Origin of the sequence: Shewanella sp. MTB7, assembly GCF_027571385.1 — a bacterium.
Taxonomy (GTDB): domain Bacteria; phylum Pseudomonadota; class Gammaproteobacteria; order Enterobacterales; family Shewanellaceae; genus Shewanella.
In genome coordinates this window covers 3,075,718-3,098,657 of the sequence record NZ_CP085636.1, presented here as the reverse complement: position 1 = coordinate 3,098,657, position 22,940 = coordinate 3,075,718, and the positions used below count along the sequence as shown (strand labels likewise).

Here is a 22,940-nt window from a genome sequence, read left to right as displayed (position 1 = left end):
AGCAGAAATACCGTTATTACAGGCTCTTACTTAATGAGTGCACCATATGAATATTTGGTATTAGGCTAAGGACTTTCAGCTGCAAAATTGTTTACCGACCTCATGAGCTGATAAACAATCATTGTAAATAGCTGGCCAGATTAAACGGCTCTCTTTTACATTAATTTGAAATGGAACAACCCAGAGTTTATGCCCATCTTCCAAGTCATAGAAATCTGTATTGTTCTTTAATTATCTTGGCCACATAATCTTCAAATACTCTTTCCATAGGGAATAACAACGAAGCAGCGCGAGTGTCACCTTTCATGGTTTGTGGTGAGAATCCATTTAAGATCAGTCTGCACCATTCCAAAGGAACTTGATAATAACTCATACCTCTATCAGATTTTAAACCCGAAAAGTCCAACGTATAATCTTTGCTAAGAGGCACTTAATTAAATAAAAACAACAACTCATGAACTAACTTTTGGTTTGAAGCACTACGCGTCAGTGCCATCACCTTACGAAGCGTGGAATGAATCAAGCGGTTAGCAGGTCGATTAAGCAAGAACTCATCGTATTCACAGTAGAATTTGTGCTTGTTAATTACATTTTCACGTAATTGCTTGCCTATATTTAGTTTTCCTTTCAGGTATGCAAGATTATCTTCACAGCGAACATAGTCACTTCTTAATCCACGCTTAATTAATGTATTAACGGATTGTAAAAACTGATTGATGAACACCTCTAATAAAGGCATTTTTTGACTAGAAATATTAGCATTTGAAGTTTGAATATGAGAAAAGCCTTTTAAAGCCCTAAGCATAATCAATAACGACTCACGGGCTTTATCGTGTCCTACTTTGTCATCAACTAACCCTTTACCTATTTTGGGCAATACCTCAATCTGAGTTCTGTCTGGAGTAAAAATAACACCTGCATAATTTTGGACTTGCAGCACCTCCATACCATCTATACTGCGCACTTTCAGTAGCTTACTGTTACTGTTACTGTTACTGTCACCACGCAAGCATAACTGCTTAAGATAATCGTAACTTTGAGCTGAAATCTTATGCACACAGGTATGAGTGTCGGCTTTTAAGTCTTTTGCTACAAAACCGAACTCAAACAATGTGATCTCTTTACGACTCTTCATTAGTTAACTTTTTCTTTAATTCAGCAGGCACCTTCACACTGGAGTCATAAATGGCTTGATATGCCTCTGGAAAATGCCAAACAGCACCTGGCTCAAAAGACTTTAGCTTATAGGTCACTTTCTTATCTTCATAGGTTTCTAAGTCGTGATCAGTTGCAAGCTGCCAATTTGAGAAAGAGCTTAGAGCAGGATTTACTTTCTCTGGATTTAGACGAGTCCCTGCTAATTCAAATTCTTGCTTATTACCATAAAATCCACCTATAAGGGTATTTCGTACCGCACTTCCCGATACTTCAAGTTTAAAAAGCAAACACTCTCTGTTGCCTGAATAAGGTGTTAAATGATACCTTGCAGCAAATTCAACAAACTTTCGAAGACTTGGTTGATGTTGCCATTTAGTCACCAAATCAATCAGCTTAGGTTCATCGAATTTGACGTCAGTACTATCTAAGAATTCTTCTTCGTAACCACACTCGACGAGAAACTTTTTAATTACATTCATTTGTTAACTATTCTTCTTAAAAACTGGGGTATTTCTAACAAGCTTTATCGATATCATATAAGTGAGGAGTGGGTAGTAGATTAGTGAAGCTGCATATTAATTCGGCTTTGAGTAAAGCATTCATATTCATCTAACCACCTGATATATGGATAATATTAAAGCGATAATTTAGGATGTTACAACACCAACATACAAGTGTCCACACTGGTGATTTATTTTGCTAAACAACTAACATATATTTTTCACATGAAGAGATGAGAGCTGAAGTCATAGAAGCGATACCGTATATGTCCTGTCTTATATACGTCACCAATTTGATCGTCCCCAATCTCTTACTCTATGGCTAATGGATATATTTTTACCCTTAATCACTAGAATTATACATTAACGGGTATATTTTTACTCATTACCTTAAAGCTAGAAAATTACTATTAATGAGTATATAATTACCCTATAAAGCCATAATTGTCATTAAGGGTTACTTTTATGCCCATTAACAATATTTATGCGATGACCGATGAAGGTATAGCTCAAGAGCTTGGTTCTCGCATTGAACAGATGCGCCTTGAAGCGAACATTAGCCAAGAGCAACTCGCTGAAGAGGTGGGGATCACCCGAAAAACCTATAGAAGCCTGATCAATGGCAATGGCAAATTCCAATCGGTGATCGCGGTACTTCGTGCATTAAAACAACTTCAGCTTGTTGATGAGTTCATCCCAGAAAAAACATATAGCCCGATGGCGTTACTTAAGCAACAGGGCAAAAAGCGGAAAAGGGCCTCAACATTAAACCGCAGTTCTACTCCAGACATGACTCGACACAGTCCCATTAAGGAAGAAGATCAATGGTAAACAAGAGTCCTACCGTTGCGCGAGTCAACATGGCCGGTGAACTTGTTGGCGCACTCTCTATTGATAAGGGCATATGCGCTTTTCAATACGCTGATGCTTGGCTCAATAAGAGGATTGAAATATCCCCTATTCACTTACCCCTAAGCGATAAGATTTACTCCTTTCCGCGGCTTAACACCGAGACTTTCAAAGGTCTTCCTGGTGCATTTGCAGATACATTACCGGATGATTTCGGTAACGCTGTAATTGATGCTTGGTTGGCGCGACAAGGCCGTACCAAAGAAAACTTTTCGGCATTGGATCGTCTGCTCTACACCGGTAATCGAGGCATGGGAGCCTTAGAGTACGCCCCCAGTTATGGCACCAACAAGAGTAAAACTTCAACACCGTTAGCGATCCAATCATTAATGGAGATGGCGCAAACCGTGCTGGATCAACGAGCAGGTATAGAACTTGCGTTCGATCAGGACAAAGAAGCCGCATTAACTGAAATGATGCAAGTCGGCACTTCAGCGGGCGGCGCTCGCGCTAAAGCTGTCATTGGCATCAACCAAAACAGAACCGAGATCAGGAGTGGCCAAGTAGCCCTGCCCCAAGGTTTTGAGCATTGGTTGGTAAAATTCGATGGTGTGAGTGAGTCCCAGTCGAGTCAACAAACATTCGGCGATCCCAAAGGATACGGGAGAATGGAATACGCTTATTACCTGATGGCGATCGATGCCGGCATTGAGATGCAGCCGTGTGAATTATTGCATGACGGTGATCGCGCTCATTTCATGACCAAACGATTTGACCGTGATCATAATAACAAATTTCACTATCAATCCCTCTGTGCAATGGCCCATGCAGATTACAAAATACCGGGAAGCTATAGCTACGAACAGCTTTTTTCATTGATGCGACAGTTGGGTCTGCCTCGGTCTCAGGCTGTGCAAATGTTCAGACGAATGGTGTTTAACATCGTCAGTCGCAATAACGATGATCACACCAAAAACTTCAGCTTTATGCTCAACCACGACAATGATTGGATCATCGCGCCCGCTTTTGACATCGCTTACTCCTACAGACCAGGTTCCTATTGGGTCAGTCAAAGCCAGCTAACGCTTAATGGCAAACGAGATCACTTTGATATCAATGATCTAATGATCATCGGCAAGTTATTCCCCAAAGAAGCCACTCTGGTGATAGAACAAGTCATCGACTCCGTCTCAAGGTGGAACCACTTCGCCAAAGAGGCCGGGGTCTTTAGCCACTTTCAAACCATCATTGGCAAACACCACCGCCTTGATATTTAAAACCTCGCTGCAATTGGCAGTTTAGATGAACGTCGCAAGCGACTACAGAACGCGTTGCTCACGGAATAGCCGATGGCTACGGGTTATCTGAGAAGAGCGGGCTTCGCCCTGCGAGATCGGTACTTCGTACCTGCTAGAGCGCTTCGCTTCGAGGAAAAGCTGAGATGAACGTCACAAGTGACTACGGAACACCTTGCTCACGGAATAGTCTATGGCTACTGGAAAGCTGCGCTGACGGTAAGAACACGAGTAAAAAGGGGTATTTGTCACTGCCGTCATCCCGGGCTTGTTCCGAGATCCATTGTTTTTTAACTTTAGCTACGTGTAGCGAGTAAACAGTAAAAGATGTTCTACCACAGAGGTGAAAACAGAGATAAAGGTTTAACATTAGATCTTTTGATTTTCTCCGAGTTCTCCGAGTTCTCCGTGACCTCTGTGGTGAATAGCTTTTGTCTTAGCTTTAACGATTAACATCAAAAAAGTATTACCACGGATGAAGAACTATACGAAAATTATCCCATAGCAAAATTAATGGTATGAACATTAGCTAAATTAACTTTTTCTTTGGCTTGCCATAAATTGTAGTTATCTTGCATGGCTAACCAACTCTCAGGTGTACGGCCTAAGGCTTTGGAAAGGCGCAATGCCATTTCTGGTGAGATCGAACTCTTTCCCTTTAGTACACGATTTAACGTTGAAGCAGAAACATCAAGTTGTGTTGCCACAAAACGACAACTATAACCGAATGGCTCCATATAAACGTCATAGATAAACTCACCAGGGTGTGGCGGGTTAAACATATTCATTAATGGTAATCCTCATAGTTTAAAATGTATGCATTACCATCAAAAAACTCGAAAGTAACGCGCCAATTACCGTTTACTGTAATTGACCAGATCCCTCCTCTATCACCCTTTCAAAGGGTGAAGTCTAAAACCAGGTAAATCAATATCATCAATATTGGTGGCAGTATCAATTGCGGCTAATTGCATTCTTAGTTTGCGCTCATGTTTAGCCTGAATACCAACTTTACTACCAGTCTCAAAAAACTTTTTCAGACCTTTGTGCTTAAAGTTTTTAATCATAGGAACAGTGTAGCGTGTTGCGCACAGTAACGCAATTGAGTAAGGGAAAGTTGAGACGAACGTCCCCAGCGACTACAGAACGCTGCGCTGACAGTAATGGCAAGAACAAAAACAAAAGTTAAGAGTAAAACGGGTCATTTGTCATTGCCGTCATCCCGGGTTGGTTCCGGGATCCATTCTTTCTTGTAAAAAAAACAAAGAGCTTCTCACCACGGAGGCTTCGCTACACAGAGTTCACGGAGAAGAGCTGGAGGTTTGAAAAGCTTGAAGTTCTTGTCTTTCTCCGTGGCCCTCCGTGTCCTCTGTGGTGAATAGCTTTTGTCTTGGATTTAATAGTTGGTGACCGGGCTTCAATTCCACAGTTCTCATAGTTCCAAACCTAGTGATTAACGCTATGCTTTTTGCCAGCTTAATCAATCTTGGTTTAATGTACTTAATCCACCAGCATAACTGGATTGGTCTTTATCCTTTTCGACCAAAACTTCAAAACGCTTTGCCTGTAACCAAAGTGGTGAACGATTCAGGGTGGCCAGTTGATAGGCCCAGGTTGTTATCGCTTCTGAGCGACCTGATTCACAAACAAAGTAGTTGGCAAGTTCGGTGCTGATCAAATGTCCGTTGTTAATGATATTTTGCTCAAACCAGCGATCTTTATGCTGCTCAGCGGCGAGATGGTCCCGCTTGGCGTTATTGCATTTACGGTGTGCTAGGACGAAATTATGGCCGAGATCGCTAGGGTATCGAGCCCAAGGGATAAAGTGATCCACCACGGCTTTGTAATCGCCCTCACCTTTAAGCGGTTTATTGCAGTAGAAGCATTGGCCTTTTTGAATATCAAACAATACGGGTCTTGCTTTGATGATGGAGTTTCTGTCGCTGCCAAAGAGGAATTCTGACAAGTTACCCTGCCCGCCGATCACGGTATGGTTTCGCGGAAAGTCGCATACCTTTTGCGTCCAGTTTGATCTCGCAAGTGACACCACGAGATCGTGAAAGCGGCGAAAACAACACGCGATCCCAGCATTAAGTACAATATGATTTTTTGACTTGTCATGCGGGTAATAGAAACACTCTTCACTGCCTGCTAATAACTGCAAGCGCCAAAGTGGGCCATCTTTAAACGTAGTGCGTGTTTTACTCACCAACTTACGCCAATCAGGATGGTGTTTTAATTGACTTAACGTTCTAACACCTTGGCTACGATATTCGGTTAGATTTTTGATGAGTGCAGATTGGTTGCCTGAGTTTTGCAGCAGGATAAATGACGAGACTTTTTCATCAGTGCCACTAGCAGAACCTGTATAGGGCAATGAGTGTTGCCAATAGAGCTCAATAAACTTCTCCACCAGCTCATCGATGGTGATGACATTATGATGTTGTTCATGTAGAAGAGCGGCATCGTTATTTAGCGGACGTTCGATGCAAATATCGGCTAAAGCGTGCAGCAGCGCGAACTTATAGGTAGCAACAAAATCCCCCTCTACTAATAATCGTTGCAGGTAAGCGATAAACTCGACCTGTTTTATCGCTTCAACTTGGGCAAATACGTCAGAATTCATGCGGTCTTTTCATTTGTTTATGAAGCTATCAATATCAGGAGCATTACTAAGCTATGTCTCTTTTACGTTGTAGCACTACGGTTTCCCAAAACACTTGAGTACGGCCGAGTTTGTCGGTATCTCTTGCAGTAGCATCGACCACGGTTAACTGTGCCCTGGGCGCCATATATTGCAGCTCTTCGACACTCACAGGATGCATGACTCTGGTATCACTATTGGGTCCATGGCGCAGTGAGATCACCAATTTACCTTGAGGTGCTAGAAGTTGTTCGAGGGTTTTCAGTGCTATGACACGTTCACTCGGTGAAATATGCATCCACACTGCGCTGAGCAGTATCAGGTTAAAAGCGTTTTGATAAACTGTCAGACGATTTAGACTTGGCAAACAGTCATTAATCCAAGTTACATTCAGCCCCTTGGTGAACTTTTTGCCAAATTCTGCAAGCATGTGTGCCGGCTCTACGGCAATCACGTCAATCTCTTGCTGAATTTGTCTGCCCTGAGAACGGTATTCTGCAAGGTACTTTGCATCACGGCCAATACCTGCACCGACATCTAATATGGATAACACAGTGTCATGACTGTCGAAGATTTGATTAAGGTGTGGCAGCCATGAAACATGCACCTCTTCAAAAGAGGTCGATAGATATTGGCGAGCCAACATCTCTGCATTGTCATTATAGAAGTTGTTTGACATTATTCACCTTTAGCTAATATAAAGTCTTTATAAAACAGCGGGTTTAGTTCGCGATAATTTATCATAATGCTCTGTGTCTGAGAAGAGCTGAGACGAACGTCGCGAGCGACTTTCACTTGGATAACAGAACGCGTTGCTCACGGAATAGCCTGTGGCTACTGGTGTACGGGTAAGGGCTGAGAAGGACGGGCTTCGCCCTGCGAGGGCGTTCGCAGGCTCACTGCTAGGTGGTTGTATATTAAAGGCAAAAGATCAGTCTCACCACGGAGTAGAGCTGGAGGAAATCATTATATCTTTTGGATGGCTTTATCTTAGTGTTTTTAGTGTGAAGAGCAGACTCGCTACTAGGTTAAAACCCCAAGCATCCTCACTACATATTCTTTGGTTAGGCGAGTTTGCTGTCTAGCTTGTCTAAGATCTGCATTAGGATTTGGTATTCTTCAGTGGTTAATACTTCTAGCAGCTTTGCTTCCCACTCTAGTGCCTTGGGGGCGATGGTGTGGTAGAGCTGTTTGCCCGTTTGGGTGAGGGTTAGCAGTGAGGCTCGTTTATCTAGTTCATCAATATGTTTGGTTAGATATCCTTTATCTAGCATCAGTTTTACAGCGCGCGAGACTGTGGATTTATCCATGGAAGCCAGTTGGGTTAATTCCTTAGCACTGATCCCCGTTGAGCCGGTATTCGATTTATCAGAAGCGACATGTTCACTGTTTGTATGCTCTGCGAGGTTAACTAAGATGCGCCATTCTGGGATCGTGAGTTCAAACTCAGTTTGATAGACCTCGGCAAAATTGATGCTGATACTTTGCGCCACGTTCACTAGTCGATAAGGAAGGAACTGCTGTAACGAGAGTCGGGGTTGGGGGGTGTTCGCTGCTTGATTCATTTCGGCCATGTGTTTGCTCTTATCTTTTCTTACTTAGTTTTGGCATATAAGCATTCTCACATGAGAGTAGATTATTGCAAGTAGAGTTTCAGCCCGCTGTTGAGTTGCCCCTTACTTAAGCCTGTATCGAATGATTTACAGCTTTGCATGAAAGTTGACGTAAATTTAAGGCCCTAACTGAGCTCTGTAAAAGGCGAAACCTTGAAACTAGTCTCAGTTGAGAGTAGTTTTAGCAGTAGCGATATTTATTGAACAGATAACATAGTCAGATTAAGGACAAGAGAATATGACCGTAGAACTGCAATATATGAACGGCTTTGGTAATGAATTTGAGACTGAAGCACTGGTGGGGGCCTTACCTATTGGCCAATTTAGTCCACAAAAGGTTAATTACGGCCTGTATGCCGAGCAGTTCAACGTCACCGCTTTTACAGCACCCCGCAGTGATAACCGCCGCAACTGGTTCTACCGTATTCGTCCGTCAGTGGTTCAAGGTGATTATGAAGCGATAGATAATGGCCTTATCCGGACAGCGCCGATCACTGAAGCGATAACGCCACCGACCATGTTCCGCTGGGATCCTGTTGAACTTCCCACCAAGAAGACCGATTTTATCGATGGCTTAGTGACAATGGCTGCGAACGGCAGTGCAAACGGTCAGGCTGGTGTTGGTGTACATATTTATGCGATCAATAGCTCAATGGAGAAGCGTTATTTTTATAATGCCGATGGTGAGATGTTGTTTGTGCCTGAACTTGGGGAGATTCTGCTAAATACTGAGTGTGGCAAGTTAACTATCAAGCCAGGTGAAATTGCCGTTATCCCACGCGGGATTAAGTTTGCGGTCGAGTTAGTCAGCGACACCGCTCGTGGCTATATCTGTGAAAACTATGGTCACCCTTATGTATTAGCGGAGCGCGGCCCGGTGGGTGCCAATGGCTTTGCTAATGATCGTGACTTTCAGTATCCCATTGCCAGTTATGAAGACATTGAAGGTGATTTTGAGCTGGTCGCTAAGTTCAATGGCAATATGTTCCGTTGTGATGTTGGTCATTCCCCATTAGACGTGGTCGCCTGGACAGGTAATAGTGCACCGTATAAATATGATTTAGCGCGTTTTAATGTGATGAATACGGTGAGTTTCGATCATCCAGACCCATCGATTTTTACTGTACTCACCTCGCCTTCTGGTACGCCTGGTGTCGCTAACTTGGATTTTGCTATCTTCCCACCCCGTTGGATGGTGGCAGAGAACACCTTCAGACCGCCTTACTACCATCGCAATATGATGAGTGAGTTTATGGGGCTCATTGAAGGAATCTATGACGCTAAAGAGAAAGGTTTTGTCCCTGGCGGTTCTAGCTTGCACAACTGTATGTCGCCGCATGGCCCTGAAGCTGACGTGTTTGAAAAGGCGTCCAATGCTGAGCTTGCCCCACAACGTTATGACAATACCCTCGCCTTTATGTTTGAGTCGCGCTACATCTTCTCACCGACAAAATATGCGTTAGAGGGCAAAGAGCGACAGGCAAACTATACCGATTGTTGGCGAACGATTAAGAAGCTTTTTAAGGGTTAAGAGCTGAAAAGGACGGGCTTCGCCCTGCTAGGACGGCACTATTTCTATGTATGAAGTGCCAGCGAGTACATTCGCAGGCTCACTGCTAGGTTCTAGGTTAAGAGCTAGAGCGACAACACTAAAAACTGAGATCAAACATGCTTTTCTGCCGTCATCCCGGGCTTGTTCCGGGATCCATTCTTTGCTTTACCTCTATACTTTTACTTTTCAATAACTTCACTGACGAAAGTTATGCAGCCTTGAGTTTATATCCTAGTAAGTAAGAGGAATGGAACCTTGTATGTAGGTGTCGCCAATGATCTCCATGTTAAGTAGCCAATTCAGCATCCATGCCTCTCGCTCATGATCACATCGCTACGCCATATTCGCCTTAGTAAATAGTTTTTATTTGTTTATTCACTATTTTTTGGTTGGTTTTCAAGCTATTCATCAATCTGTTACATTTATTTTGCTGCTTTTCATCTCTGTTTGTTTAGTATCTTCTACTGTAACTTATACTGGCTGATGTCAAGTCTATTAAAGCTCACTGTTTAGGTCTGCTCTTAACCCGTTCGATGAGTCACTGACACTGACTCCGCACCTTATATACCGTCGTTATATAGAGTAAGAGGAGTGGCATTAATATTAGCAATACATTCAACAAACCTAACTATTTAGTGAAAACATTTGATAGTTAAAATTAATGATAATTGACTTTTTTAGTCACTTTTAGCTGAAGTTTGATATAAATTGGTCATGACTCACTAAATGGCAAATATATCAGGTCTATTTTTTTCATAGGAAAATAATAATGAACTTATTAAAAATAAGTCGTAAATATCACCGTTATTTGATGCTATTTTTAGGTATTCAGTTTGTCATCTGGACTGTGTCTGGCGCGTACATGGTGATCTTCGATATCGATTATATTCATGGCGATAGTCTGATCCAAAATCATCAAACCAAAATCAATCCAGAGAAGATTAACTACTCCCTGAACACGTTAACTCAAGACTACCCTAATCCGCAGCACATCACCTTAGGTACGTTTATCAACCGCGAAGTCTATCGCTTTAAACAAGGTGACACTCAGTTTATGCTCGATGCTAATACTGGACTGCAACTTTCGCCACTAGATAAAGCCGCAGCGGTTGCCATGGCAAAACATGAGTACAGCGGCAGTGGTCAAGTACTTGATGTTGAACTTATCACTGGTAATCCTCCCTTTGAACTAAGCCCACGATATCTACCAGCTTGGAGGGTGAATTTTAATGATTTTGGCAGTCCTTCACTTTATATTTCGGCACAAACTGGCCAGTTAGTCACTAAAAGACATGAATTTTGGCGCACGTTCGATTTAATGTTCAGCCTGCATGTGATGGATTATGAAGAGGAAGATCCAAGTAACTGGTTACTGTTCTGGGTTGTTCTCTTCTCACTTGTTTCCGCAATCCTAGGCTTAGTCCTCACCTATTTCCGCATATTTAAAAAACAGCCGCTTCAAGCTGACAACTCGCTAATTAAGAGGGCCAACTGATGTCCTTAATTAAGACGATTCATAAGTGGTTGTCACTTTTGGTTGGTTTGCAGCTGTTAATTTGGTTAGGCACTGGTTTGTACTTCAATCTGATGGACTCGGTTGAAGCTTCGGGGAATCAATATCGCGTTAGAGTGGTTGAACCTAATGTCGATTCAAGTCAACTGATTGAACCTAAGAGTGTATTACAAGAGTTCAACGCTGCGGTTACTTTGTCGCAAATCACCTTGTTGGCGAAACCATACTATCTACTGACTCACGATAAAGCACTCTACCCCTATTTTAAAAACCAATACACGCTAGTCGACGCCATCAAGGGTAAACAAGTATTGGTTGATGAAGCTATGGCAAGGCAATTGGCTACAGCTTCATATAGCGGAGCTGGGAAAATCCTTGCAGCCAGCAAACAAACGCCGCCTTTCGATGACAGGTTAAAAGAGAAAAATACACTTTGGCGAGTGGATTTTGATGACAAGATTAATACTAGCGTCTATATCGATGCCGCTTCAGGACGATTAGCAGCCCACAGCAATGATGATAAACGTTTTGTTGATATTGCTTTTATGTTGCACTTTATGGACTACACGCAAGAAGGCAGTTTTAATAATGTGCAAATTATTGTGTTCGCTATTTTCACCCTCTTCTTCGCCTTAAGCGGTTTTATATGGACCATAGAACTTGGTATTAATGGCCAGTATTCTTTGTCACATCTCCTGCCTAAACGATTTATCAAAAACAACACCAAATCGGTGCAGGTGTTGGGTTTGGATGATACGCCGTTGCACAACATCTCTCTATCGGGACACGAGAATTTGTTAGATGGCTTGATACACCATGATATTGCGCTGCCTTCGAGCTGTGGTGGCGGTGGCACTTGTGGGCGATGCAGAGTTAAACTTACCGCTAGTGTGAATTTGAATGTAAAGATCACGGCCTCTGACAATCAACAATTTACCCCAGAGGAGTTAGCGTTAGGTTATCGCTTGGCCTGTCAGCATAACAGCGATGAAATCGAGAGTTTAACCCTACTCGATGACACCCAAGCAGACAAACATCAGCTGATCCTAGCCAGTAGCGAGTTTATTAGTCCCTTTATAAAGGAGCTCAAATTCAAAACGATGTCTGGCAAGCCGATAACGTTTAAGGCTGGCGCCTTTATGCGTTTCTTTATCCCTGCAGCTAGTGGCAACACGGTGCCAACGGCACTTCCCCATGCATTAAGTCAACATTGGGATCATATTGATAAACATGAGTTTCGACACGACTCCTGTAGCCGCAACTATTCGCTGGCAAATTGTGTTCTGCCAATAGATGGTTTGGAGTTGAATGGAGATGTACATGGGAACGAACTTCATTTCACCATAAAACTGCATCAAGCCCCCAAAATGGCCAATGCAGATCTTATTCTTCCTGGCGTTGGTTCACACTTTATCTGTAACTTACTGCCCGGTGACAGCATCGATGCCGTTGGCCCATTCTCAGAGTTTTGTGCAAAGCCTATCAGTGACAAAGCCATGGTAATGGTCGGTGCAGGTTCTGGCATGGCACCGTTAAAATCGCTAATTGAAGAGCAGTTGTTCAAATTTGGAACTAGTCGACCTATTCACTTTTTCTTTGGAGCGCGCAGTGAAGCCGATCTTATCTATCAGGATTACTTTACGGCTCTGGCAGTGAAACATGACCATTTCTTTTATTATCCGGTGCTCTCACGACCCACAGGGAAACTTGCTAGTGAAGTTAGCGGCCACCCTTTTGTGACTAAAGGGTATGTTCAGGACAGGTTAGCCACAGAGCTCGCAGCCATAACTTCTAAAGCCGCAGGGATCCGTGATATCGAATTTTATCTCTGTGGCCCAGCGACCATGATGACATCCACCATTGAACAACTTAATGCTTATGGGGTTAAAGATAGCCAGATAGCGTTTGATTCGTTTGTTTAAGGGCAAAGAAGGTCGGGCTTCGCCCTACTAGAGCGACACTTCGTGTCTGCGAGGACGTTCGCAAGCTCACTGCTAGGTTAAGAGCTGAGAAGGACGGGCTTCGCCCTGCTAGGACGGCACTTCGTGCCTGCGGGGGCGTTCGCTGCTAGGAAAAGCTGAGACGAACGTCACAAGTGACTACTGAACGCGTTGCTGACGGAATAGCCTACGGCTATAGGAACGCTGCTCTGACAGTAATGGCAAGAGCAAACGGGTCATCTGTCATTGCCGTCATCCCGGGCTTGTTCCGGGATCCATTCTTTGATCTATATTTTGGCCTTTGCTGTAGCCCTTCGTGTTCCAACAACGTCCCTTCCTACCTCTCGCTCATAAGCGCATGAATGTTTCACATTCGCCACTAAATGCTAGATTTATCAATGATATAGCTGGAAAACAAAAATCCGCCTAATACTTATGGTATAAGGCGGATTTTTTTGGGGGACGACTTTAGTTAACTTGAACTCGAATTAATGAGTTTTAGGTTAGTTAAATAGAGAAGTCGTAACGGACACCTAGGCTGACGATGGTGTCATCAAAGTCGCTGTACTGTTTCACATCAAATTGGCCCATTTCTGTATGTAGCAGTGTTGATTTTGAAATGCGGTACTCAGCGCCCAATGCCCAAGTGGTAACTTCTGGGACGGCAAATGCCCCCTCGCCCAATGCATCATAAACTTTACTGGCTATACGACCGGTTCCTGAATCATCCTGGCCGTACTGTGCTTTCAATACCAAATTATCAATCTTGTATTTAGCACTGGCGATAAAACCAGAGCCATCACGTTGTGCCCAGTTTACTTTAGTTGGATTGATCATCTCTGAACTTTGGTACATGGTACCTAGCATCAAGTTATTGATTTTAACCTGAGCCACAGCGCGGAAGGCTTTTACATCTTCAATACCATCAGAATAAGCACCGGCAAGGTACACATCGCCACTCTTAAAGTGTTTATCACCATAGGTTAACGCAACTTGGTAATTGTCATTATCACGGCGTTGATCATCTTCGGCATAATGATTGTCCTCCATGATATAACTGGCACCCAGCTGTAGCTTGTTCCACTTTGCGGTTTTATATTCAAATGAGTCGCCCCAGCGTTTGTCACCGGTAAACAGACGATCGTGCTTTAGCGAATACATATCCATAGCATCTGAGCCGCCTTTAGCCATTTTAAAGACAGGGTCGATACGTCCTGCGGCTAATTGACCTAATGTCGTATGCTTAAGACCAATAAAAGTAGGCCTAGCTGAGAATGGGTTGTTGCTTTTGCCTTCTGATGCCCCATTCACACCCACTTCTATTTGATAAAACAGTTGTAAGTCCGTCGCTAGCTCACTGCTGCCTTTAACGCCTAGTCGGCTCCAGTTATTCTCTAAAATAGTGCCACTTTTACCATCGTGAGTTGCTGTGCCGCTGTCAGAATTGGTGACCGAGTAATCGATACGACCATAGACCTTGTATTCATCAGCCATCAGTTGTGGTGATAGCATGAGTGCACTTGCGATAAACGTTACTTTGTAGTTTTTCATCATCGTTTCTCTAAATTCAATTTTTTATCAATGCTTAGATTGATTTTTTATGTTCGCTAATCACACCATCAAGACGCATCTGCTTGTACAAAATATCAGCTTGATTAAGGTAGGTATCCCAAGAATCTGAACGTTTAGTGAATCCCGTTGCGGCGTAGCTGCCGGTGTCACCGGTGGCTGGAAGGTCATTAATGTCAAACAGTGAACCACCAGCTTGCAGATGTACCTCTAGCGCATCTACCATGACGTTAAAGCCGATACGGGCAGGCTCCACATAGTTAATCGAAGCGTACTTAGATTGGCGGTAGAACTTCTTCAATGGGGCGTCTTTGATCTGAGCTGCTTCGTCAGCAAAAATTTCATCATAATAAGCTTTAGTGATCGCTTTGGTATTGGTATCAACAACTAGTCTTAATACTGCGGTGATCCCGGTCCATTTAGCTTTACTGTCGAGTAACTTCTCCGCATTTTGGTAAAACAGCTCTTGCGTTCCTTCACCATTAATCTTGGCGTGAATTTTTGCTGTCAATGGGATCATAGATTGCTGAATGCTGTTCGATGCCCCTGCAACCACATCTATGCCAAGGTATTTAAGGCGATTAGGTTCTGTTAATTTGTTAGTCAGTTTTGGATCGAAATCAGGGTTAAGATCGAATGTGAGTTTATCCTGTTCGACCATCAGTTTTTCCATGGTTAATGGAGATTGAACCCAAGCAGTGCCTTTTTTCTTGCCCATTGAGAAGTTATATTCAGACATACGCTTAGGCACATCTTGGAAAATTCGGGTGTAGTAATTAGGACGGCCACTTTCATTGAATTCTGCAAAAATCACATCGTTAGCATTATTGCTATCGGTGACAACGATCATGCTGCCTTTATGGCCTTGACGGAATCTTGCTTCTTCAAAGTAGAAATCGCCAGTGATCATGCCAAGTTGAGGCTGTATAGACCATTTAAGCTTGAAATCATCACTGTTAGAATCATCTTTTGAGCCAACAGCCACGAACTCAGGCTGAGTACCATTCGCACGAGGTAGTGTATTAATCGCCTTTAAAATACCATTAGATGAAAAAGTTGCACCGGATACTGCATCGATGCCTTCGTGGCCATTGTTAGCAAGGATTTTTGCCAGTAGACGCTCAGCGTTCAGGTAGAGGGACTCGGTTTCATTGTGTGATTTGGTCGTGATCTCTTTAATGCTGCCTTTTACAACTTCAACCTTAAGCACGATTTGGCTTTTTTTACCCTTGCCATTCACTTCATGACTACCATCGACGTACTTGCCATCTGGCGTTGAATTAGCACAACCAGCTAGCGCGAGGGTAGCAAGCGTAATTGCACTGCAAATAAGACTCTTTCTGTATATTTTAAATTGTGTCATCTGGTTCTGCCTTTGGACTTAATTCAAGTTTTATGCAGCATAGCGAACCGAGATAATTAAACTATTGCGGAAAACCGCAGGTTAACTCTGTTTAGTTCGATAATTTGATCCAGTTAACAATTATCACCAACTTAATATATTCAAAATCATCCTTGTGCTAATTATATAAAGCGTATTTTTATGTTTAATAAATTATTTAATCCGGTAACACTTTATGAAACCATGTATAAATAAATTGTATTTTTTCAGTGTCGTCTTGTTAGGTTTATCGACGTCATTCACACTACAAGCAGCCACTGACATCCTTGATCCTTATCAATGTGAAGGTAACGGGATTATCACCCGTCAAGATGGCGTTACCAGTTTAAGTACGTTAAAATATTTTGGCACTTCAATCACTATCGACCTTTATACAGCCGATGAAAAAGCAGCTAAATTAGCCCTTTGCAATGCTCTTAATGTCATTCAGGAGTATCACTATCAGGCCTCGAATTACAGTACTTACCCTAATGTCACCAATGTAAAAACCATCAATAATGCACCAGAAAAAATCCATATGATAGATGCTAAACTCACGGAACTTATCGCCTCAAGTCTGGAATGGCACACCTTAAGCCAGGGGTATTTTAATATCGCACTTTCACCCGTCATCGACCTTTGGCGTCAACATAGAGGTCAATGTAAAGGTGAAACTAAAGCGTTAGGCTTATGCACAATTCCCAATGCAGAGGAGTTAAAGCAAGCAGCCAAACTTATCGACATCGAGGATATTGTGTTAGACCAAACCCTTAATACTATTCAGATGAAAGCGGGTATGAGCATCGATTTAGGTGGGATAGCTAAGGGCTGGATGGCAGAGAAAGTCTATGATTCCCTTAAAATGGTAGGCATTAACTCATTTATGATCAATGCTGGTGGTAATATTCGTCATTACGGACTTCATCCTCAGCAGCGCACCTTTGCCACGGCTATCGAAGACCCTTTATGCAAGAAATCAGAGTATCAGTTACCCCAGTGCCAAACATTTGAGGGACAGTTTCATGAAGTGGTGCAAGGGAAAGATTTAACCATTGTCTCTAGTGGTAATTATCTCAACTACTTTACCGCTGGTGGAATTCAATACCATCATTTAATCGACCCTAAAACGTTACACCCGAAACCCACTGGAATTTCTACTACCGTGGTGATGAACGGTCAGCAGATATTCGCTGATGTGATATCCACTGCGCTCTTTTTGATGCCACTTGAAGAGGCCATTGAATTTGCAGAAAAATATGATTACCTTGAAGCGGTTTGGTATTTAGATGAAGCAGGAAATAAACGTAAATCATCTCATTTTGACAAGTATCAATTGCGTAATAACCATCTAATTCAAGATTAGCACTTAATAAAGTGAGCAATTTGTTATTCGCTGAAATTTATTTAAGCCAAGCAATTGATATTCAATAAAACAAATTAAACATTGTCCTTAATGTGATGACCCCAAGTATTTATTCTACATACTTGGGGTTACTGTATACTCATACTAATTGTGATCAAGATCCCTTCCCTATAGTATAAATAAGCATCTATGCATAAAAGACGGCATAATAACGTCTGTTAATTATCGTTTATTTCACTGTTTATCAAAAGTATGAATCGACTACTATTTGTTCTAATTTCGCTATTTATCTGCACAGCCCTTCAAGCCAAAGAACCAATCCGAGTTGGCATTCTCTCTTTTGCGACGCCAGAAGCGGTATTTGAACGATGGCAACCGACTTTCGATCGCGTTGGATCAGAAATAGATCAAACCTTTACTCTGCTCCCCCTAACGCCTGTTGAACTGCAGGAGCATGTAGCACAACAAAAATTAGACTTTATCATCAGCAATGCGCTCACATCAGTGACCCTAAAAAAAGATTATGGCGCCAGTAGCTTACTCACCTTATTGCCACTGCACAGTGTTGAACCTGATGACGCCGTAGGTTCAGCCATCATCACTCGGGCTGGAATAGACATCAATCAGCTCAATGATTTAACTAAATACACTCTTATTTCATCGGATCGAAAAGCCTTCGGCGGTTTTCAAATTATTGCCGGACAATTAGCATTAGTTGGCATCAATCCATTTCGCGATCTAAAGGGACTCAGCTTCGTCGGTTTTCCACAAAATAAGCTGCTTAATATGGTCGAGTCAGGTAAAGCTGACATCGCGATTCTCCCTAGCTGTGTGTTCGAATCAGCACTTAAAAATGGCAGTATTACAGAGGGAAAACTTAAGGTGGTGTTACAGCGTAATCACCCAAATTATAACTGCCTGACATCCAGTGATCTCTACCCTTCATACACTTTCTCAAAATTAGGAGATACAGATCATAAGCTAGCCACAAACATTGTTCGTGCACTGCTCTCAATCGATAATTATGACCAGGAAGCACTGCTGGGTCGCTACCAATATTGGTCAGCCCCCGTCAACGACAGTCATGTTTTCGAATTGCTCAAAATCCTAAATGAGTGGCCATTTATCACTAACTGGGAATTTTTGCTCAAAAGCGCACTGCCTTGGGGAATTGGAAGCTTCATCTTTTTGCTATTGGGTTACCTGCACCACTTAAGGGTTAAACGTTTGGTGGTTTTGCGCACTCACGCCCTCTCAGCCGAAATGGAGTTGCATCAACAAACTCAGAAGAGCCTTTACGAACAACAAAAACAATTTTATAAGGCACAGCGCGTACTGCTTACCGGAGAGATGGCATCGGGAATTGCCCATGAGCTGAATCAACCTTTAGCAGGGATCCGCTATTTAACTCAAGGGTGTTTATACCGATTAACCCCAGATCAAGTTGAATTAAATACTGCATTAAACAAAGCGATTCAACAAGTTGATCGCGCACAAAGCACCATCAAACGTTTTAGGCAGTTCTGTCAACAGCCCAGTGTTTATGAATCCTGTGATTTAGTCATGTTAATCGATGAAACGCTTAATCTTATGTCTCCCGAGCTTAAGCGTATGCAACTGACTCCGACTCTTGAATTAACTGAAGTCATAACCGTTGCAGACATCAGCTTACTGCAACAAGTGCTGGTAAATCTTATTCGCAACTCACTTGATGCGATGGAGAATATCCACACAGCGGAATTAACCATAAGCCTGTCAGAACAACATCAGCAGGCAGTGATCACTATTTGTGATAATGGCATCGGCTTGTCTGAATTGGCATTAAGCCGGTTGTTTTTTCCCTTTGAAACTTCAAAACAAAATGGTCTAGGACTGGGAATGGTGATCTGTAAACGCATTATTGAAGAGCATGGTGGCAGTATTGCTGCCATATCCCTCAATAATGAGCATGCTCAAGGGCTGAAGGTCACACTGTCACTGCCCATAATAAAACATTGCCCGCAAGTTGAAACTGTTAGGAAACAAACTCATGTGTAACATATATTTAGTGGATGACGATCAAGACGTGCTGGATTCACTCAGCTGGATGTTGGGCGGTTTAGGTTTTGCTACCAACTGTTACTTAGATGCTGCGCAGTTTCTAAGCGCTGTCGATCTCAATAAACCTGGTATCGCTATTTTGGATATTCAGATGCCAAATATGGATGGTCTGGCTCTACTTAATCATATTAAACAATGTAATAGCCCATTGAGTGTGATCATGCTAACTGGCCATGGCACCATCTTTATGGCGGTGCAAGCGATACAAAGTGGCGCTATCGATTTTATCGAGAAGCCTGTTGATGGGGGTAAACTCTGTCAACTGCTACAACTTGCAACACAACAATCCCTAGAATCTTTCAATCGTCAGGATCATAACAAGGAGTTAATGGTACGGGTGGCGAGTCTCACACCAAGGGAGCATGAGGTGATGTTGCAGGTGTTAGCGGGTAAACTGAATAAGGTGATTGCCGCAGAGCTTAATATCGCCCAACGAACCATTGAGTTACATCGACAGAAAGTGATGTTGAAGATGAAGGTCAGTAACGCAACTGAGCTTGCTAATTTAATGGCACATTTCCAGTAAATCATTATTCAGATGATTGCCTGATGGCATTGTGTAGAGTTGATCAATGTTAGCAGAGAAGATCATGACTCTATGCCATGCGACTGTGTGAATATGACCAGCCAATACAGAACTCCCAACCACGTTCTCGGCAGACAAACCCCGCTTGATAACGATTAAAACTCACCTCATGGATAGATTCAGTGAACATCGGTTTTTGAACAGCTGAACTCGAGTCATAAAATAAGCATACGCTAGCGATTAATAACAGCCTCCACAAGGCAAGTCTCAGGTTAGCACTAATATATCTGGTCATAGGCTGCTCCTTTAAATTTAGCTAGCGAGTATTGATGATCTACATTAAATAGATAACCCCCACTCTCTATTCAATATAGGGAAATGACTTCTATTAAGCAAAAGCTATTGTTCGCTACCATTAAATGTCCCTAAAAATTTAGCTTTTAATCGTGCCAATGGTGTTAAGTCGCTGGTACTTTTACGACTGCGACTAAAAATTGAGGATTCAATAAACAGCTCAAACCAAGTGTTGAGAGACGCAGCATTTTCTGGCTCTCCTGATGCCCCTAATGCCAATGCAGCGACCTCTGCAGTACCCAGCTGAAAATCGCGACTCCCCTTTCGTAGCCCATATTTAGCCACGGTATCTGGGGTAAATGATAATAGTGGCAGGTGATGCAGATAAGGACTCTTACGAAACATCCTTATCGCCTCTCGCCAACTGCCATCGAGTAAGATAAATAGCGGGGTTTTACCTTCAGGTAACTCAGAGGGTTCAACCTTGGCTAAGACTTGTTGATCATCACAAGCATATTCAGCGGGGAAAATAACAAAAGCTTGATACTTAGGATCTTCAATTACAGCCATCATTTTGCGGTTGGCATGGGTTCGTGACCAAATATAAGCATGAGTATCGGGAATTAAATCCGCAATTAAACGACCACTGTTACTCGGCTTTAGTACTTCATCATCATACATCATTAATAAAAATGCATTATTAGAGATTAGCTGTCGACGGGATTCACAGGTACAGTACTGTTTTGCCAATAGACAAAGCTCACATCTGATTAGATTTTTACCACGAGCACCATAAGGTCTGGTAGATATGGCTTTACGGTATTGGTAAAGCCTGTGGATCGCATGCTGTTTAACACTCATATATTTACTTTGCGCTTTTAAAAAATTTGATGGCAGAACATGGATTAATTTTAACAGGCGTAGTGAGTTTGGGTAAAGCACAAGCTTATAAAACTGAACCACGGGTAAAAACCTTAAAAAAGTTATAAATTGAACACTGTCTAATGTTAATCAATTTAACCTCAATTTTGAGATCTTGATCATAAAAACATGTTACGCGTTAGAGAAAGCAGCAACATGTTAAATACAAGGCGTAAAATTAACTTTACGCACTTTACACATGAGGAAAACTTATCCATCAATCAGGTATAAATCCATTATTTTAATTACTTATGATTTGTAATTGTATGTGAAGTGAGTATGATGCGCGCTGCTTATGCTAACGCGTATTTTAACCATCTCGGAGACACCATGAACGGCCCTCAGAAGACGTCAAACCTTAGCAATCAAAACCAAGGCTTCTCTTCACTCATATTATTAATTGTTATTATGGTCGCTTGTGGACAGATGGCACAGACTATCTTTGTTCCTGCATTACCTGATATTGCAAAGAGTTTCAGCGTTAACACTGGTCAGCTTCAAGCTATCATGGCTTGTTATCTACTCTCCTACGGATTGCTACAGTTTGTCTATGGCCCAGCATCAGATAGGCTTGGACGTAAACCTGTACTGATTTTTGGCTTATCACTCTTTGTTGTAGGCGCTATCGTTGCCAGTGTAGCGACCAGTTATAACGCACTTATTGCTGCCACGTTACTGCAAGGAGCGGGAACAGCCAGTGCCGGCGCCCTTTGCAGGAGCATTCCAAGGGATCATTATTCCGCTGAGCCATTAGTAAGATTTAACAGTGTCGTTTCCATGGCTGTGGTGTTCTCTCCACTTGTCGCTCCCTTTGTCGGCAGTTTAATGACCCATTATTTCGGCTGGCAATCGGTATATGAACTTTTGGCTGTATTTGGCTTACTTGTGGTGCTGTTGATCATAGTTAAGTTTAATGAGTCTCTGCCGGCGACGAAGCGTAAACCAGAACCTGTAGCCCAATCTTATCGCTTTGTGTTATCCAATAAGAAATTTAAGAGTTACTTAATCTGTTTAGTCGCGACATTTGCCGGTATTGCCGCTTTTGAAGCCGCTGCAGGTGTATTTTATGGGCAGGTGCTTAAACTCTCTCCATTTTGGGTGAGCTGCTATTTTGTGGCTCCCATACCCGGTTACCTAGCAGGTGCATATTATGCAGGACGGCTTAAGGATAACACTAAGGGCATGTATCACAGTGTGGCGTTACTCGGTGCTGGTGCGCTCTTTATACTGATCCCAGGCTTTTCAAATCTGGTCATAGGTTGGAGTTTACTGGTCGGTTCGGTGCTGTTTTTTAGTGGTGCTGGTATCCTGTTCCCGGTGTTGACTTCGGCAGCTCTAGAGCCCTTTCCTAGCCATGCAGGAGTTGCAGGCGCTTTGTTAGGTGGTTTGCAGAACTTTGGAGCTGGTCTGGCAGCGCTTTCTATGTCGTTAGTGCCTATGCATGGTCAGCTAAGTATTGGTGTCTTGTGTGCCATGATGGTGATCTTGGTCATTCTTGCATTAAGCGCCGCCAAATCCAGTACTGATATCGATAAAACAGACATGGCAGTGCTTTAAAAGCTGAGAAGGACGTCGTGAGCGACTACGGAACGCTGCGCTGACGGAATAGCCTGCGCCTACTGGTATACGGGTAAGAGCTAAGAAGAACGGGCTTCACCCTGCTAGGACGGCACTGCGTGCCTTCGAGAGCGTTCGCGGGCTCACTGCTAAGTAAAAGACAGA

At 42.7% G+C, this 22,940-nt stretch carries 18 protein-coding genes and 2 pseudogenes; 9 read left to right on the top strand and 11 right to left on the bottom strand.

Annotation, left to right across the window (positions count from 1 at the left end; translation table 11 throughout):
* Positions 1–205: 205 nt before the first annotated feature.
* Together HWQ47_RS13175 and HWQ47_RS13170 are read right to left on the bottom strand one after the other, a co-directional pair.
* Positions 206–946 (bottom strand): annotated as a pseudogene (locus HWQ47_RS13175) (McrC family protein).
* Positions 947–1,121: 175 nt separating this feature from the next.
* A complete protein-coding gene (locus tag HWQ47_RS13170) occupies positions 1,122–1,637 on the bottom strand; it encodes a hypothetical protein (RefSeq protein WP_269971559.1) in 516 nt (171 codons plus the stop codon).
* A gap of 486 nt (positions 1,638–2,123) precedes the next feature.
* Between HWQ47_RS13170 and HWQ47_RS13165 the strand changes: the two genes are divergently transcribed.
* Both HWQ47_RS13165 and HWQ47_RS13160 read left to right on the top strand, forming a co-directional pair.
* Positions 2,124–2,489 carry a helix-turn-helix domain-containing protein gene (locus tag HWQ47_RS13165; RefSeq protein ID WP_269971558.1) on the top strand — a complete coding sequence of 122 codons (366 nt, stop codon included), beginning with the start codon at positions 2,124–2,126 and terminating at the stop codon, positions 2,487–2,489.
* The gene (locus HWQ47_RS13160) at positions 2,483–3,784 is read left to right on the top strand and encodes a type II toxin-antitoxin system HipA family toxin (protein ID WP_269971557.1); all 1,302 of its coding nucleotides are present in this window, start codon (positions 2,483–2,485) and stop codon (positions 3,782–3,784) included. Before HWQ47_RS13165 ends, HWQ47_RS13160 begins: the two co-directional genes overlap by 7 nt.
* Before the next feature lie 512 nt (positions 3,785–4,296).
* Here the strand turns inward: HWQ47_RS13160 and HWQ47_RS13155 are convergent.
* The 5 genes and pseudogenes from HWQ47_RS13155 to HWQ47_RS13135 form a co-directional block, all read right to left on the bottom strand.
* Complete coding sequence (locus HWQ47_RS13155; RefSeq protein ID WP_269971556.1) at positions 4,297–4,590, bottom strand: HigA family addiction module antitoxin; 294 nt, start codon at positions 4,588–4,590, stop codon at positions 4,297–4,299.
* A pseudogene (locus tag HWQ47_RS13150) lies at positions 4,590–4,869 on the bottom strand (type II toxin-antitoxin system RelE/ParE family toxin). The gene HWQ47_RS13155 and the pseudogene HWQ47_RS13150 overlap by 1 nt, the downstream one beginning before the upstream one ends.
* A gap of 413 nt (positions 4,870–5,282) precedes the next feature.
* On the bottom strand, positions 5,283–6,428 hold the full coding sequence (locus HWQ47_RS13145) for an HNH endonuclease (protein WP_269971555.1): 1,146 nt from the start codon (positions 6,426–6,428) through the stop codon (positions 5,283–5,285).
* Positions 6,429–6,474: 46 nt separating this feature from the next.
* A complete protein-coding gene (locus HWQ47_RS13140; protein ID WP_269971554.1) occupies positions 6,475–7,125 on the bottom strand; it encodes a class I SAM-dependent methyltransferase in 651 nt (216 codons plus the stop codon).
* 385 nt (positions 7,126–7,510) lie between these two features.
* Complete coding sequence (locus tag HWQ47_RS13135) at positions 7,511–8,020, bottom strand: MarR family winged helix-turn-helix transcriptional regulator (protein ID WP_269971553.1); 510 nt, start codon at positions 8,018–8,020, stop codon at positions 7,511–7,513.
* A gap of 277 nt (positions 8,021–8,297) precedes the next feature.
* Between HWQ47_RS13135 and hmgA the strand changes: the two genes are divergently transcribed.
* From hmgA to HWQ47_RS13120, 3 genes are all read left to right on the top strand, one after another.
* A complete protein-coding gene (gene hmgA, locus HWQ47_RS13130) occupies positions 8,298–9,590 on the top strand; it encodes a homogentisate 1,2-dioxygenase (protein ID WP_269971552.1) in 1,293 nt (430 codons plus the stop codon).
* A gap of 790 nt (positions 9,591–10,380) precedes the next feature.
* Positions 10,381–11,106: a PepSY domain-containing protein gene (locus tag HWQ47_RS13125; protein ID WP_269971551.1), complete on the top strand. Its 726-nt coding sequence runs from the start codon at positions 10,381–10,383 to the stop codon at positions 11,104–11,106.
* Complete coding sequence (locus tag HWQ47_RS13120; RefSeq protein ID WP_269971550.1) at positions 11,106–13,046, top strand: 2Fe-2S iron-sulfur cluster-binding protein; 1,941 nt, start codon at positions 11,106–11,108, stop codon at positions 13,044–13,046. The genes HWQ47_RS13125 and HWQ47_RS13120 overlap by 1 nt, the downstream gene beginning before the upstream one ends.
* A 525-nt stretch (positions 13,047–13,571) precedes the next feature.
* On the opposite strand, the gene HWQ47_RS13115 is transcribed toward HWQ47_RS13120, so the two are convergent.
* Together HWQ47_RS13115 and HWQ47_RS13110 are read right to left on the bottom strand one after the other, a co-directional pair.
* On the bottom strand, positions 13,572–14,618 hold the full coding sequence (locus HWQ47_RS13115) for a porin (protein WP_269971549.1): 1,047 nt from the start codon (positions 14,616–14,618) through the stop codon (positions 13,572–13,574).
* 31 nt (positions 14,619–14,649) lie between these two features.
* Positions 14,650–15,996, bottom strand: a complete 1,347-nt coding sequence (locus HWQ47_RS13110) for an FMN-binding protein (RefSeq protein ID WP_269971548.1) — start codon at positions 15,994–15,996, stop codon at positions 14,650–14,652.
* A gap of 214 nt (positions 15,997–16,210) precedes the next feature.
* Between HWQ47_RS13110 and HWQ47_RS13105 the strand changes: the two genes are divergently transcribed.
* The 3 genes from HWQ47_RS13105 (at position 16,211) to HWQ47_RS13095 (ending at position 20,003) form a co-directional block, all read left to right on the top strand.
* Entirely contained in the window at positions 16,211–17,377 is a 1,167-nt protein-coding gene (locus tag HWQ47_RS13105; protein WP_269971547.1) for an FAD:protein FMN transferase, read from the top strand.
* A gap of 252 nt (positions 17,378–17,629) precedes the next feature.
* Positions 17,630–19,414, top strand: a complete 1,785-nt coding sequence (locus HWQ47_RS13100) for a sensor histidine kinase (RefSeq protein ID WP_269971546.1) — start codon at positions 17,630–17,632, stop codon at positions 19,412–19,414.
* Positions 19,407–20,003: a response regulator transcription factor gene (locus HWQ47_RS13095; protein ID WP_269971545.1), complete on the top strand. Its 597-nt coding sequence runs from the start codon at positions 19,407–19,409 to the stop codon at positions 20,001–20,003. Before HWQ47_RS13100 ends, HWQ47_RS13095 begins: the two co-directional genes overlap by 8 nt.
* Positions 20,004–20,073: 70 nt before the next feature.
* On the opposite strand, the gene HWQ47_RS13090 is transcribed toward HWQ47_RS13095, so the two are convergent.
* Complete coding sequence (locus HWQ47_RS13090) at positions 20,074–20,298, bottom strand: hypothetical protein (protein WP_269971544.1); 225 nt, start codon at positions 20,296–20,298, stop codon at positions 20,074–20,076.
* A gap of 104 nt (positions 20,299–20,402) precedes the next feature.
* Positions 20,403–21,158 carry a tRNA-uridine aminocarboxypropyltransferase gene (locus HWQ47_RS13085; RefSeq protein ID WP_269971543.1) on the bottom strand — a complete coding sequence of 252 codons (756 nt, stop codon included), beginning with the start codon at positions 21,156–21,158 and terminating at the stop codon, positions 20,403–20,405.
* Between the two features lie 390 nt (positions 21,159–21,548).
* Between HWQ47_RS13085 and emrD the strand changes: the two genes are divergently transcribed.
* Positions 21,549–22,775: a multidrug efflux MFS transporter EmrD gene (gene emrD, locus HWQ47_RS13080; protein WP_269971542.1), complete on the top strand. Its 1,227-nt coding sequence runs from the start codon at positions 21,549–21,551 to the stop codon at positions 22,773–22,775.
* Positions 22,776–22,940: the final 165 nt, after the last annotated feature.